Annotated in this window: 15 protein-coding genes; 14 read left to right on the top strand and 1 reads right to left on the bottom strand. The window is 37.6% G+C overall.

All coding sequences use genetic code 11. From position 1 onward, the window contains the following. The first annotated feature begins 5 nt into the window (after positions 1-5). Genes lpxC through ribD form a run of 9 tightly spaced genes read left to right on the top strand, consistent with a single transcriptional unit; the run spans position 6 to position 8,611 of the window. Positions 6-890, top strand: a complete 885-nt coding sequence (lpxC, locus tag CMCT_RS07055; RefSeq protein ID WP_034968644.1) for a UDP-3-O-acyl-N-acetylglucosamine deacetylase — start codon at positions 6-8, stop codon at positions 888-890. A gap of 38 nt (positions 891-928) precedes the next feature. Then, on the top strand, positions 929-1,333 hold the full coding sequence (locus CMCT_RS07050; protein WP_034968646.1) for a glycoprotease: 405 nt from the start codon (positions 929-931) through the stop codon (positions 1,331-1,333). A gap of 8 nt (positions 1,334-1,341) precedes the next feature. Continuing rightward, on the top strand, positions 1,342-2,226 hold the full coding sequence (gene thrB / locus CMCT_RS07045; protein ID WP_034968648.1) for a homoserine kinase: 885 nt from the start codon (positions 1,342-1,344) through the stop codon (positions 2,224-2,226). Between the two features lie 22 nt (positions 2,227-2,248). After that, entirely contained in the window at positions 2,249-2,500 is a 252-nt protein-coding gene (locus CMCT_RS07040) for a DUF448 domain-containing protein (protein WP_034968650.1), read from the top strand. Further along, positions 2,487-5,120, top strand: a complete 2,634-nt coding sequence (infB, locus tag CMCT_RS07035; protein ID WP_034968652.1) for a translation initiation factor IF-2 — start codon at positions 2,487-2,489, stop codon at positions 5,118-5,120. The genes CMCT_RS07040 and infB overlap by 14 nt, the downstream gene beginning before the upstream one ends. Further along, positions 5,117-5,482 carry a 30S ribosome-binding factor RbfA gene (rbfA, locus tag CMCT_RS07030; RefSeq protein ID WP_034968654.1) on the top strand — a complete coding sequence of 122 codons (366 nt, stop codon included), beginning with the start codon at positions 5,117-5,119 and terminating at the stop codon, positions 5,480-5,482. Before infB ends, rbfA begins: the two co-directional genes overlap by 4 nt. After that, entirely contained in the window at positions 5,475-5,891 is a 417-nt protein-coding gene (gene rimP, locus CMCT_RS07025; protein WP_034968657.1) for a ribosome maturation factor RimP, read from the top strand. Before rbfA ends, rimP begins: the two co-directional genes overlap by 8 nt. Then, positions 5,892-7,547, top strand: coding sequence for a formate--tetrahydrofolate ligase (locus tag CMCT_RS07020; RefSeq protein WP_034968659.1), 1,656 nt, complete (start codon positions 5,892-5,894; stop codon positions 7,545-7,547). It abuts the gene before it with no gap. Continuing rightward, complete coding sequence (gene ribD / locus CMCT_RS07015; protein WP_034968670.1) at positions 7,544-8,611, top strand: bifunctional diaminohydroxyphosphoribosylaminopyrimidine deaminase/5-amino-6-(5-phosphoribosylamino)uracil reductase RibD; 1,068 nt, start codon at positions 7,544-7,546, stop codon at positions 8,609-8,611. The genes CMCT_RS07020 and ribD overlap by 4 nt, the downstream gene beginning before the upstream one ends. Here the strand turns inward: ribD and mqnF are convergent. Next, complete coding sequence (mqnF, locus tag CMCT_RS07010) at positions 8,604-9,815, bottom strand: aminofutalosine deaminase family hydrolase (protein WP_034968673.1); 1,212 nt, start codon at positions 9,813-9,815, stop codon at positions 8,604-8,606. The genes ribD and mqnF overlap by 8 nt on opposite strands. Before the next feature lie 89 nt (positions 9,816-9,904). On the opposite strand from mqnF, the gene aroQ reads away from it, so the two are divergent. The 5 genes from aroQ to CMCT_RS06985 are packed head-to-tail and all read left to right on the top strand — an operon-like array spanning position 9,905 to position 14,040. Further along, a complete protein-coding gene (gene aroQ, locus CMCT_RS07005; protein ID WP_034968675.1) occupies positions 9,905-10,375 on the top strand; it encodes a type II 3-dehydroquinate dehydratase in 471 nt (156 codons plus the stop codon). Beyond that, positions 10,368-11,396 carry a M24 family metallopeptidase gene (locus CMCT_RS07000; RefSeq protein ID WP_034968676.1) on the top strand — a complete coding sequence of 343 codons (1,029 nt, stop codon included), beginning with the start codon at positions 10,368-10,370 and terminating at the stop codon, positions 11,394-11,396. The genes aroQ and CMCT_RS07000 overlap by 8 nt, the downstream gene beginning before the upstream one ends. Next, positions 11,393-11,869, top strand: coding sequence for a 2-amino-4-hydroxy-6-hydroxymethyldihydropteridine diphosphokinase (gene folK / locus CMCT_RS06995; RefSeq protein ID WP_034968678.1), 477 nt, complete (start codon positions 11,393-11,395; stop codon positions 11,867-11,869). The genes CMCT_RS07000 and folK overlap by 4 nt, the downstream gene beginning before the upstream one ends. A 3-nt stretch (positions 11,870-11,872) precedes the next feature. Beyond that, a complete protein-coding gene (gene flhF / locus CMCT_RS06990; RefSeq protein WP_034968681.1) occupies positions 11,873-13,177 on the top strand; it encodes a flagellar biosynthesis GTPase FlhF in 1,305 nt (434 codons plus the stop codon). Continuing rightward, complete coding sequence (locus CMCT_RS06985) at positions 13,174-14,040, top strand: P-loop NTPase (RefSeq protein ID WP_034968684.1); 867 nt, start codon at positions 13,174-13,176, stop codon at positions 14,038-14,040. Before flhF ends, CMCT_RS06985 begins: the two co-directional genes overlap by 4 nt. The last annotated feature ends 3 nt before the right edge of the window (positions 14,041-14,043 follow it).

Here is a 14,043-nt window from a genome sequence, read left to right as displayed (position 1 = left end):
AAAAAGTGAAACAGACAACCATAGCAAAGAGCGTTCAAACTGTCGGCATAGGGTTACATAAGGGTGAGCCGATTAGCCTTAGACTAGAGCCACTTGAAGCTAATATGGGCATAGTTTTTACAAGAACCGATCTTGGCATTAGTTTTAGAGCAGAACCAGCAAATGTTGTAAATACGCAAATGGCGACCGTTGTTGGCAACCAAAATGGCTTTGTTAGTACGATAGAGCATTTATTAAGTGCTATAAATGGATATGGCATAGATAATATAAGAATTTTGCTTGACGCAAATGAAATTCCCGTAATGGACGGCTCGGCGATTAGCTTTTGTATGTTGCTTGATGAGGCTGGGGTTAGACAACTTGATGAGAGTAAAAAAGTGCTTGTTATTAAGCGTGAAGTTGAGGTTAGGCAGGGTGATAAATTTGTAAGAGCAACTCCGTCTAATAACCCAAAATTTGACTACACGATTAAATTTGACCATCCGGTTATAGGCGAACAAAGATATGTTTTTGAGTTTAGTAAGCGAAATTTTATAGAGCAGATAGCAAGAGCTAGGACATTTGGTTTTTTAAAAGATTTGCAAAAGCTACAATCTCAAAATTTAGCACTTGGCGCGTCCCTTGATAATGCAGTAGCTATCGATGATACTCGCATATTAAATCCGGAGGGGCTTAGGTTTGATAATGAGTTTGTTAGACACAAAATTTTAGACGCCATAGGGGATCTTGCTTTGTTAAAAATGCCTTTAATGGGCGATTATACGGCATTTGCTGGTAGTCACGATTTAAATCATAAGCTCACGCTTGCAATTATGGCTGATGAGAAAAACTACGAGATAGTAAGGGTCGATGAGAAATTTTCAAAAGAGTATCAAAAGGCGTTTGCATAAAAAATATTGAAATTTTAATCATCTCGCTATCTTCGCCAATGCTTGTTGGACTTTATAGTAATGGCACTAAATTTGATGAGATTATTAGCAGTGAGCATACTAGTGAAGCCCTTATAGAGGTGCTAGACGAGCTTAGTCAACGATATAGCATCACTAAAATTATATACGCAAATACTCCAGGGAGCTTTATGGGGCTTAAGGTTGCCTATGTCATACTTAAGACGTTTTGCTTGGTTAAAGAGTGTGAATTTTACGCTGTTAGTGGTTTTGAGTTAAATGGCGGTGGAGCTATTAGAGCAAACAGATCGCTAAGTTTTGTCGCCAAAAATAACCATATCGTTTTGGAGCAAAAAGAGCCTAGCGGGTTTGTCCTGCCACAAAATTTAGAGATTTTAAATTTAAAAAAAGATACACTTCCTGAGTATATCATACAAGCGGTTTAGGAGAAATTTTGAATATAATAGTCCCAGCTACCAGTGCAAATTTAGGACCTGGTTTTGACGCTCTTGGTCTTAGTATATCGCTTTTTAATAGAGTTAGTATTGAGTATTCAAAATTTAGCTCCATATCGATTAACGGCGAGGGTAGTCAAAACGCATTTTTGAAAAAAAATAACCTTTTTGTGGGCATATTTAATGAAATTTTTACAGAGCTTACTGGCAAAAAAGAGACATTCCGCATTGTTTTTGATAACCAAATTCCATTTTCCAGAGGGCTTGGTAGCTCATCAGCAGTTATCATCTCTGCGATAGCTAGTGCATATCATATGGCTGGATTTAAGGCTCAAAAGAACGTTATTTTAAATAAAGCCCTAATATATGAAAACCACCCTGATAATATCTCTCCTGCTGTATTTGGCGGATTTGTTAGTGCGGTTGTGCAAAATGGATCGGTTTTTTTTAATAAATTTATACTTCCTGATGATATAAAGGCGGTAGCTGTCATACCTGATGTACCGATGAGCACAAATAGCTCAAGAAGCGTTTTGCCAAAGAGCTACACCATAAAAGAGTGTGTAAATAACCTGTCGCATTCATCATTTTTAACAGCTTGTTTTGCTAGTAAAAACTACGATATGTTAAAGACAGCTGCCGTTGATATGATGCACGAGCAAAGGCGTATGCAGACACTTCCTGAGCTTTTTGAAGTAAGAAAATTTGCGTATGAAAATGGTGCTTTAATGAGCACACTTTCTGGTTCAGGCTCTACATTTTTAAATATAGCATACAAAGATGAAGCGGCTAATTTAGCCAAAAAATTAGCTACCAAATTTGATAAATTTAGAGTTGAAATTTTTGATTTTGACAACGACGGATTTGTCATAATGCAAAGCTAAAAAAAAGCAAAAAAAAGATATAATGAGAAAATCAAATCCGATAAGAACTTGTGTCGTTTGTAGAGCAAAATTGCCCCAGCAACAGCTAAGCAGATACCGATTAAAAGGCGATGATATAGAGTGTGGCAAGGGATTTGGGCGTAGTTTTTATATGTGCGACGAGTGCTTAAAAAAAGATGAAAAAATACTAAAAAAAATACTTAATAAATATACAAAAGGTGTCAGCAGTTTGCTGTCAAATTTAAAGGAGATACTCTTAAATGGCAAATATTAGAATTTCAGAAATCGCAAATGAGATAGGCTATCCAGCCAAAGAGGTGCTAGAAAAGGCACAAGAGCTCGGGCTAAAGGTAAAAACACACTCAAATGCGGTTACACCAGAGGACGCTGAAGCTATATACGAATACATTACAACAGGCGTCATACCAGATAAATTTCAAAAGAAAAAAAGCGAGAGTAAACCCAAAAAAGAGAGTGCAAAAGCCACTAAAGACAAAGATACGACAACCTCTAGCAAAAAAGAAAGCACGAAAAAAGAGAGTAAAAAAGAGAGCAAAACAAAAGAGCCAGTTAAATCCGCCCAGCCTAAAAACGAGGAGCTAAAGGTAGTTAAAGAGGAGCCTAAACAAGAGGTTGCACCAGAGCCACAAAAGCCAAAGGAGAGTCTAGCTGACATTAGTTTGCAAAAGCGTAGAGGTCTTGTAATAGTAAAGAAAAAGAGCGAGGATACGCCTCCTGTAAAAAGCACACAAGCTAGCCAAAGTGAGCCGATAATACCTAAAAATTTAGAAAATATGTTTTCAAATGTTAGTGATTTGGGTGCTAAGAAAAAGAAAAAAGATCTGAAAAAACAGCCAGTTAGCTCCAAAAAAGATAGCAGTCAGAAGATGGATTTTCTAGGTGGGAGCGATTTTGCTGACATTGTTTTAGAGGATGAAAATGAAGTTGTTTTACCAGATTTTAGCTTTAAAACACCAAGTTATCAGCAAGAAAAACAAAATCAAAACACAAAGATACAAAACCAAGCAAGAAACGTTTCAAATAACAACATAAATATCTTTGCTGAAGGTGGTTTGCATCGCCGTGCTCGTAAAAAGCATAAAAAACCAGAAAATAAGCAAAATAGCGAAGCGGTAACTTCAGTAGATATTCCAAAAGAGATACGTGTATATGAATTTGCGGAGAAACTAAATAAACAGCCAAGCGAGATTATCGGAAAGCTTTTTATGCTTGGTATGATGACGACAAAAAACGACTTTTTAGATGAAGATGCGATTGAAATTTTAGCCGATGAGTTTAATGTTGAAGTAAATATCATCGATACTCAAGAGGAATTTGACTATGTAAAAGCTTATGAAGATGAGCAAGATGAGCGTAATCTAACTCCTAGAGTGCCAGTTATCACGATTATGGGTCACGTCGATCACGGAAAAACATCTTTACTAGATTACATTAGAAAATCACGCGTAGCAAGTGGCGAGGCTGGTGGTATCACGCAGCACGTTGGTGCATATATGGTAAATAAAAATGGCAAAAACATCACATTTATCGATACGCCAGGACACGAAGCCTTTACCGCTATGAGAGCACGTGGTGCTGGTGTTACTGATATTGTTATAATCGTCGTTGCAGCAGATGACGGCGTTAAACCGCAAACAAAAGAGGCTGTTGCTCACGCAAAAGCCGCTGGTGTACCTATAATAGTAGCAATAAATAAAATGGATAAAGAAAATGCAAACCCAGATTTAGTAAAAACTGGACTTGCTGAGCTAGATATAATGCCAACAGAGTGGGGTGGGGCTAACGAATTTGTGCCAATAAGTGCCAAAACTGGTATGGGTATAGATGATTTACTGGAGATAGTTCTTTTACAGGCTGAAATTTTAGAGCTAAAGGCTAATGCAAAAACCAACGCAAAAGCTAGTGTGATTGAAAGCTCTGTGCAAAAAGGTAGAGGTCCAGTCGCTACTGTTATAGTAGAAAACGGCACCTTAAAAGTTGGCGATACTATTGTTGCGGGTGTTGCATATGGACGCCTAAGAACCTTGCTTGATGATCAAGGTAGACCTTTAAAAGAGATAAGACCAGGAGAGTGTGGCGTGATTGTCGGACTTAGCGAAGTTCCTGAAGCTGGAGAGACGCTAATAAGCGTAAAAAGCGACAAAGAAGCCAGAGAATATGCATCAAAAAAAGCTGAATATCTACGTCAAAAAGAGCTTAGTAAAAGTACAAAAGTTAGTATCGATGAGCTTAGTGCTAAGATTGCTGAAGGCGAGTTAAAAACTCTACCTGTTATCGTAAAAGCCGATGTGCAAGGCTCTCTTGAGGCTTTAAAGGTGAGCCTTGATAAACTTGCAAATGATGAGATTAAGGTAAATATTATCCATTCTGGCGTTGGCGGAATTACGCAAAATGACATAGCTCTTGCCACGGCTAGTTCAAATTGTGTTATTTTGGGCTTTAACATACGTCCAACAGGCGAAATAAAAGAAAAAGCAAAAGAGAGTGGCGTCCAGATAAAGACATACAACGTTATTTATAATCTAATCGATGATGTAAAGGCACTACTAAGCGGTATGATGTCGCCTATTATAAGAGAGGAGCAACTTGGTCAAGCTGTTGTTCGTCAAGTTATTAATGTGCCAAAAATAGGTGCGATAGCTGGTTGTTTGGTTACTGAGGGTGTGATTAGTAGGGGTGCCAAAATACGTCTTATCCGTGATGGCGTCGTTGTTCACGAGGGCACGATAAGCTCACTTAAACGCTTTAAAGATGACGCAAAAGAGGTTGCTAAAGGCTATGAGTGTGGTGTGGGCATTGAAGGGTATAACAATATCCGTGAAAATGACTACATTGAAAGCTTTAAAGAGATAGAAGAACAGGCAAAAATATGAACGCAAACGAGATAAAACGCCTACGCACGGAGAGTATACTAAAACAGCTTATACCAGAAGCACTCTCTAGCCTTGATGACGCTATGTTAAAGGGGCTTTGTGTTACTGATGTTGAGTGTAAAAAAGGCAGATATGACGCCTTTGTTTATCTTGATAAAATGGCGTTTGATGAGCGTGAGCAAGAGTATGTGTTAAATCATTTAAAACGTATTTCAAGGCATTTGCAAAATTTTTGTATGAGTGCAGAGGGTTGGTATAGGTGTCCAAATTTTCATTTTCAGTTTGATGATAGGCTGGAGTATCAAAACCATATAGATAAACTTTTTGATAAAATTTCAAAGGATTTAAATAAAGATGGATAATTTAGCACAACTTATAAAAGAGTGTGGCGTAGAGCTTTATGATGATGAGATTGTAAGTGAAAATGGTAGAAAAATTTATAGAATTTATATCACTAAAAGCGGTGGCGTAAATTTAGATGACTGCGAAAAAGTAAGCAAGTTGTTATCTCCGATATTTGACGTGACTCCTCCTGTTGATGGAGATTACAACCTTGAAGTTAGCTCTCCTGGACTTGAGCGAAAGCTAGAAAAACCAAAACATTTTATAAAAAGTATAGGCGAGTTAGTGAGCATAAAAACGCAAGATTATACGATAAAAGGACATCTTGTAAAGGCGGATGAAAACAGCATAGCCGTGCAAAATGATGAGGGAATTTTACAGATAAATTTAAGCGAGATAAAAAAAGCAAAAACATATTTGGAGTGGTAAATGCAAAGTGATATAGAGATAGCAAGAGCTGCTAAGTTGGCTAAAATTTCAGAAGTTGCAAAAACTCTTGGCATTAGCGATGATGATATTGAGCTTTATGGAAACTACAAGGCAAAGGTAAGTCCTGTTCTAAAGCAAAAAAAATCAAAGCTTATTTTGGTTACTGCAACCAACCCAACTCCATTTGGAGAGGGTAAGACAACGATGTCCATAGGACTTGCTGACGCGTTAAAAAAGCTAGGTAAGAGCGTTTGTTTGGCACTTCGTGAGCCGTCTTTGGGGCCTGTTTTTGGCATAAAGGGCGGTGCTGCTGGTGGTGGCTACTCTCAACTTGCACCCATGGAGGATTTAAACCTGCACTTTACGGGAGATTTTCACGCTATAACTTCAGCAAATAACCTAATCTCCGCAGTCATAGACAACAGCATATATCAAGGCAATCCACTAAATATCGACATAGAGCAAATTCTGTGGAAGCGATGTATGGATATGAACGACCGCTCACTTCGCTATATCACGATAGGACAGGGTGCGAAAGTAGATGGTATCGAGCGTAAAGACGGCTTTAATATAACGGCTGCTAGTGAGATAATGGCGGTTCTTTGCCTTTCAAACGACCTTGCCGATTTAAAACAAAATGTAGCAAACATAATGGTTGCTTACACAACTGATAATAAGCCGGTTTATGTGCGTGATTTAGGTTGCGAAGACGCCGTAACGATACTTTTAAAAGACGCGATAAAGCCAAATTTGTTTCAAACGCTAGAGCATACGCCGACATTTGTTCACGGCGGACCATTTGCAAATATAGCACACGGCTGTAACTCTATAATAGCGACTAAATCGGCACTAAGCCTGGCTGATTACGCAGTTACAGAAGCTGGTTTTGGCTCTGAGCTTGGAGCACAAAAATTTATAGACATCAAGTGTAAAAAAGCCTCTTTAAAACCTGACGCTGTGGTTTTAGTAAGCACCATAAGATCCATAAAATATAACGGCGGTGCCGATAAAGAGAGCATAAACAAGCCAAATTTACAAGCATTAAATGATGGCATAGTAAATCTTGGTGGTCATATAGAAAATCTACAAAATTTTGGACTAAATCCTGTTGTGGCTTTGAATAAATTTGGCTTTGATAGTAGCGAAGAGATAGAGTTTGTTAGGGATTATTGTGCGAAATTTGGCGTTAAAATGGCAGTTTGTGAAAATTTCAGCAAGGGTAGTGACGGGGCTTTAGAACTTGCAAACATTATCATAAACGAGTGCGAGATAGAAAAAGAGCTTAAATTTACATACGAAGACAGCGATGATATAGCTACTAAGATAACTAAAATTGCTACTAAAATTTATGGAGCAAAAGAGGTTGTTTTTGAACCCGAAGCGATAAAATCTCTTGAAAAGATTAAGGCTCTAGGCTTTGATAATATGCCAGTTTGTATAGCCAAGACGCAGTATAGCTTTAGCGATGACGCAAAGGCATTAGGACGTGCTAAGGGCTTTACGTTTAGTGTAAAAGATCTTGAGATTCGCACGGGAGCCGGATTTATCGTGGCTATTTGTGGCAAGATAATGCTAATGCCAGGACTTAGTCCACATCCAGGTGCACTTGATATGCGTATAGATACGGCAACAGGCGAGATTTTTGGGCTTTCGTGAACGATGAGTTTTATATGAGCCTTGCGATAAGCGAGGCTTGGAAATATCAAATTTTAACCTATCCAAATCCAGCTGTTGGCTGTGTGGTGCTTGATAAAAACGGCAAAATTTTAAGCGTGGCAGCCCACAAAAAGGCGGGTTCTTTACACGCTGAGCCAAGTGCTATTTTAATGGCTCTTTGCGAACTTAGCCCTGATTTTTTGCGAAATTTTCTAAATGCTTACAATTTAAAATTTAACACAGATTTTAGCGATATTGATTGTGTGGAGCTTTTAGAGCCAAATTTTACCTACGATTTTATACTTAAAAATCATCAAAATTTGCTAAAAGACGCAAAGGCGTATGTCACGCTTGAGCCTTGCTCTCATCATGGCAAAACCCCGCCTTGTGCCACGCTTTTATCAGCGTTAAAATTTAAAGAGGTCGTGATAGCGTGTAGTGATGAAAATAAGATAGCAAGTGGCGGAGCACAAATTTTAAAAAATGCAGACATAAGCGTTAAAATGGGAGTTTGTAAAACTGAAGCAAACACTCTTTTAGAGCCGTTTTTGTCGTGGCAGGGTGGAAATTTTAGCTTCCTAAAAGTTGCTATGAGTACTAATGGCGTCGCAACAGGCGGACTGATCTCAAATGAGCTTAGCAGAGCTCATATGCACTTACTCAGAAGCGTTTGCGATCTTTTGGTGGTTGGTGGCAACACCGTTAGGATAGATAGACCCACGCTAGATACAAGACTTATGGGCAATCAAAAATCCCCAAATGTTCTTATCTACTCAAAATCACAAAAATTTGATAAAACAATACCGCTTTTTGGCGTTAAAAATAGAAGCGTTAAAATCTCAAACGAACTTTCAAATTTAGACGCAAGGCTTATAATGTTTGAGGGAGCACAGAGCTTTTTAGAACTTGCAAAAGCACGAAAGTTAGCTGATGTAAAATGGCTACTAATCTATCAAAGCTCAGAATTTAAAGAGGGCAAAAACATAGAACTTAGCCTAAAAACAGATCCGCTCTTTAGCCTAAAATTTGGTGGCAATACCCTCTGGTGGGCAAGGATTAGATAACCTGTTTTCCAAGCACAAATAACGCCTTTGTCCTTTTTGTATGCAAGATAAGTTGCGTGGTTACAGAGCTTTCATCAATGTCATCAAAGCCCTCAAACACCGCTATATCGGCATCTTTGTTTGATTTTAATGTCCCGTTATTAAGCCCAAGTGCTTTTGCTCCACCACTCGTTGCTGCGGTAAATAAAATTTTTGAAAGGTCATTTAACTTGATATTTTGATGAGTAAAAAGAGCGTTTCTAAGCTCGTCAAACATATTTAGACTAATATTTGAGCTAAGCCCGTCAGTGCCGATATTTAGACTGATATTATTAGCTAAAACTCGCCCTATATTTAGTGCTTTTTTACCAAGCAATCTATTTGAGCTAGCACAGTGTGTCACGCTATGAAATTTCGGGTCAAACCCACTAAAGTCATCTTGATAAACGCAGTGCGTAAAAAGCGTTCTTAACCCACTAAAAAGCCCTAAATAGCTACTTTTATCATACATTGGTTTTGGATCTGCTACAAAGCGTTTTAGGTGGTTTTTAAACCCACCTTTGCCCTTTTCTAACCACATTTTTTCATATGAGCTTTCTAAAAAGTGCGTTGAAACTATCAAATTTTCATTTTTGGCAAACTTTACCGCTTTTTTAGCAAGATTTGGGTGTATTGAGTATGGCGAGTGTAGCGATATTGCTGGGATAAAACGCTCACTTTTAAATTTATGGCTTTTAAAAAATCTTTCTAAAAATCCAGACATATTTTGCTCTATAAAATCAGGATTTGAGCCTAAAATTTCATTAAAAAATACAACTCTAGCTTCGCTTAAGCCCACAATCTCTAAGTCACTACCAAAACTAGAGACCGCACCTATTGTGCCAACACCGCTAGAGATTATCGAATTTATGGCATTTTGCATTATTTCGTTACTACATTTTAAGTTGCGTCCATTATCGATTATCGAGCCAAGCCACTCGATGAAATCTCCATATTTTAACGTGCTTATATTTGAGCTAAATTCAAGATGAACGTGCGTATTTATAAGGGCTGGAGTGATTATTGCATTGCCAAAATCTAAAATTTTAGCGTTTTTAAATTTTGATACTAAATTGCTAACTTCATCAATAGCGATAATTTTTTTATCAAAAGCAATGGCTTTATCTTTTAAAATTTTAAAATTCTCATCGCAAGTTAGTATGAATTTTGATTTTAAAATTTTCATTTTTGCTCCTTTATTCTTTGTGATTGTAGCGAAATTTTAGAATTAAAAATGTATAATTAATGGACTAAATTTTAATAAAAGGAAAAAATATGAAAATAATGGTGATTCAAGGTCCAAATATCAATATGCTAGGCAGTCGCGAACCAGCTACTTACGGCACTATGAGTATGGAAGATATTCATAAGCAAATGAAGATAGTTGCTGATCAGAGCGGTGTTGATATTGAGTTTTTTCAAAGTAACTTTGAGGGCGAAATAGTTGATAAAATTCAAGAATGCCTAGGCGAGGCTGACGGCATTATCATAAATCCAGCTGCCTATTCGCATACTTCTATTGCGATTCGTGACGCTTTATCAGCGGTTGGATTACCTACTATTGAGGTTCATATTAGCAACGTTTATCGTCGTGAAGAGTTTCGCCAAAAAAGTCTAATCTCTCCAGTATCAAACGGTGTAATCGTAGGTTTTGGACCAGTTGGCTACCACTTGGCTATGGTTGGAATGCTTCAAATGTTTGAGCAAATAAAAGCTATCAAGGCAAGTCAAGAGCAAAATGCGTAATTTCATCTTAAAAAATGAAAATGCCATATATTTTAGTAGCGGATACAGCTGTGATAACGCTATATTTTTATGCGTAGATGGTAAGAAATTTTTCTTAACCGACGCAAGATACACGACAGAGGCAAAAGAGCGTGTAGATAAAGATGTCGCTGTTATCGACGCTGGGCGTGGTTTGATAAAAGAGGCTAGACTAATTTTAAGAAAACTAAAGCCAAAAACGCTCTATTTTGACCCAAATGACTTTAGTCTAAGTGCATATGAGGCACTTACTAAAGGAGTTTGTGTAAATTTTAAAAAGGATGTTAATCTCTCATTTAAAGAAAGGGAGATAAAAGATGAAAAAGAGATAGAAATTTTACGCAAAGCGTCGCAAATAGGTGCGAAATGCTTTGATGAGTTTGCAAAATTTGTAAGAGAAAATGGCGAAGGTATGAGCGAAAAAGAGTTGCATTTTAACGCTGAGCTTATCTTTAAGCAAAAAAATGAACTTGGACTTAGCTTTAGCCCGATTGTCGCCATAAATGAAAATGCGGCAAAAGCACACGCCTTGCCTACTGATAAAAGGCTAAAAAGGGGCGATTTGCTCTTGCTTGACGCTGGAGTAAGGTATCAAAATTATTGCTCGGATAGAACTAGAACTTCGTGCTTTGATGAGAATTTTAACTTTTTCAAAGAGCAGAAATTTCAAGATAAAAAACAACAAGAGGTTTATGAGATAGTTCTAAAGGCACAAAAAGCCGCCATAGACGTCATAAAGCCTGGAATAAGGGCAAAGGATATAGATTTAGCCGCTAGAGAGGTCATAGCTAGTTTTGGGTATGAAAAGCAGTTTATCCACTCTACTGGACACGGTGTAGGTATCGATATACACGAGCTTCCTATGATAAATTCTAAAAACGAAACCATTATAAAAGAGGGTATGATTTTTAGCGTTGAGCCTGGAATTTATCTGCCTGGAGAATTTGGCGTTCGTATAGAAGATGTCGTTGTCGTTGGTAAAAATGGAGCTGAAATTTTATGAAGCTAAATGGTGCTAAAGAGATTAGAAGGGATCACTTTTTCCCTAGGTATTTTGGGTTTAAAAGTGGATTTAAATTTAGTGCTATTATCGGTCTTGGCGGAAATATCGGCAATACAAGAGTTAGGTTTGATAGATTTTTAGTTTCGCTTATGAAAGATAGGCGTTTTAGTGTGGTTGAGAGTTCGCCAATGCTGGTAAATAAGGCGTTTGGATATATTTTGCAAGCTGATTTTTTAAATGCGACAGTTCATATCCAAACAAGCCTTTCGCCAAAACAGCTTTTAAAAATTTTGCACCACTATGAGCAGAAATTTAAACGCGTAAGAAGCTTTAAAAATGCACCAAGGACGCTTGATTTGGATATTTTATATATGGATACGAAGGTAAAAACTGATGGCTTATGTGTGCCACATTTGGGCGTAAATGAGCGTCTTAGCGTGATTGTTCCATTAGGACTTATGAGGAGTTTATAGTAAATGGCTACGAAATTTTATACTTTTACAGGGGAGAGTGCTATTGAGGCCTTAAAAAAGGCACGTGAGCAGTGTGGAGAGGACGCTATACACGTTACAACAAAGCAAATTCAAGCAAAGAGCATTAATAAAAAGCCCATATTTGAAATTTTAGTTAGCGTAGAGGAGCCTGATGAGCCAAAAAGCAGTATAAACCCAAAAGTAAAAGAGTATGAAACATACGCTCCGCCAAAACAGAAAAAATTTAGCGTCACAGAAGCTCCCGTAAAAGCCCCAACTCCAAGCGAAGACGTTATGCTTAATATCTCAAAAGCCGCTAGAGAGATAAGCGAGATAACAAACACTGCCATTCCAGAAAGTAGCAAAATAAGTCCAAGTGAGCTTGGCGTAAATAAAAAAATAGATGATGTCGCAAAGCAGGTAAATGCACTAAATGATAAGGTTTCGCTAATAGCTGATATGTTTTGGGATGAGAGATCTAGTAGTAGAAACCACCTGCCTATACCGCCTGAATTTGCTAGTATCTACAAGGCTGCTAGTGATAGCGGTATGAAAGATGAGCATTTAGAGGCGATAATGCAAACAACTATGCAAAATATGCCTCCAGCGATGAAGGCAAATCCAGTTGCCGTAAAGAGATATTTTTATTCGCTTTTAAGAAATATGCTTCCTTGTAGAAAAGAGCAAGGCAGTAAGAAGCAGCGTATAATGATGTTAGTTGGTCCAACAGGCGTAGGCAAGACCACGACTTTAGCAAAGCTTGCTGCGCGTTTTGCGTATGGCAAAGAAAGACGCTATAAAGTCGGTATCATCACTCTTGATACCTATCGTATTGGTGCGGTAGAGCAACTCTTTCAGTATGCAAAGATGATGAAGCTACCGATACTTGATGTGATTGAGGTTGACGATTTTAAAAATGCGATAAAGACGCTAAACTACTGCGATGTGATACTTGTTGATACGACTGGAAATTCGCAGTATGATAAGGAAAAGCTCGATAAGCTTGATAATTTTTTGCGTCATAGTGATGCGGATATCGATGTAAATTTAGTATTAAGTGCTGGATCAAAGGTTGAAGATCTGCTTGAAATTTACAACGGCTTTAGCTTTCTTGATATAGATACTTTAATCATTACAAAATTTGATGAAACTAGAATTTTTGGTAATGTTTTTTCTCTTATATATGAGACAAATACGCCAGTAAGCTATTTTTGTGTTGGCCAAGAAGTCCCAGATGATCTGCTTGAGGCTAAGAGCGAATTTTTAGTATCTTGCGTGCTTGAGGGTTATGAAAAGGGCAAAAGATGATAAATCAGGCTAGTAAGCTAAAAAATTTAGTCTCACAAACGCAAGGGTCTAAAAACACGCACTTTATAGCCATTACAAGCGGAAAAGGCGGAGTTGGCAAAAGCACTATAAGCGCAAATTTGGCAAACATTTTATCGCTTGACGGATACAAGGTTGCGTTACTTGATGCTGATATAGGTCTTGCAAATTTAGATGTCATCTTAAACGTCAAAATGGGTAAAAATTTACTTCACGTTTTAAAAGGCGAGTGCAGTCTAAAGGATATTTTAGTTCCTATAAATAAAAATTTAATCTTAATCCCAGGCGAAAGTGGCGATGAAATTTTAAAATTTAATAACCAATTTTTGTATGAGAGATTTTTAGCCGAGGCGTCTACTCTTGATGAGCTTGATTTTATCATCATAGACACTGGTGCTGGTATTGGCGGAAGCACACAGATGTTTTTAGAGGCAGCTGATGAGGTTGTAGTCGTAACCGTGCCTGATCCTGCTAGTATAACTGACGCCTATGCCGTTATAAAGATAGTTTCTAGGGTAAAAAATAATCCACTAATGCTATTTAATATGGTAAAAAATGAGGCTGAGGCGGTTAGAATTTTTGAGAACATAAAACGCGTGGCAGATGTGAATATAGGCGGAAATTTACACCTTGAGATGATAGGATATTTAAGCCTTACAAATACAATCTCAAAGAGCATAAAGCAACGCACACTTTTTACAAACGACGCCCCATATAGCGTTCAAACAAGTGAACTAAGAGATATCGCTTCAAATTTGCTTTATAGATTGGAACGAAAAGTGCTTACAAATAATTCAAGCAATAGTTTTGGTAGCTTTTTTAAACGTCTGATAGAAAATTTTTAGGAT

Origin of the sequence: Campylobacter mucosalis (assembly GCF_013372205.1) — a bacterium.
Classification (GTDB): Bacteria; Campylobacterota; Campylobacteria; order Campylobacterales; family Campylobacteraceae; genus Campylobacter_A; species Campylobacter_A mucosalis.
This window is presented reverse-complemented; position numbering and strand designations above follow the sequence as displayed.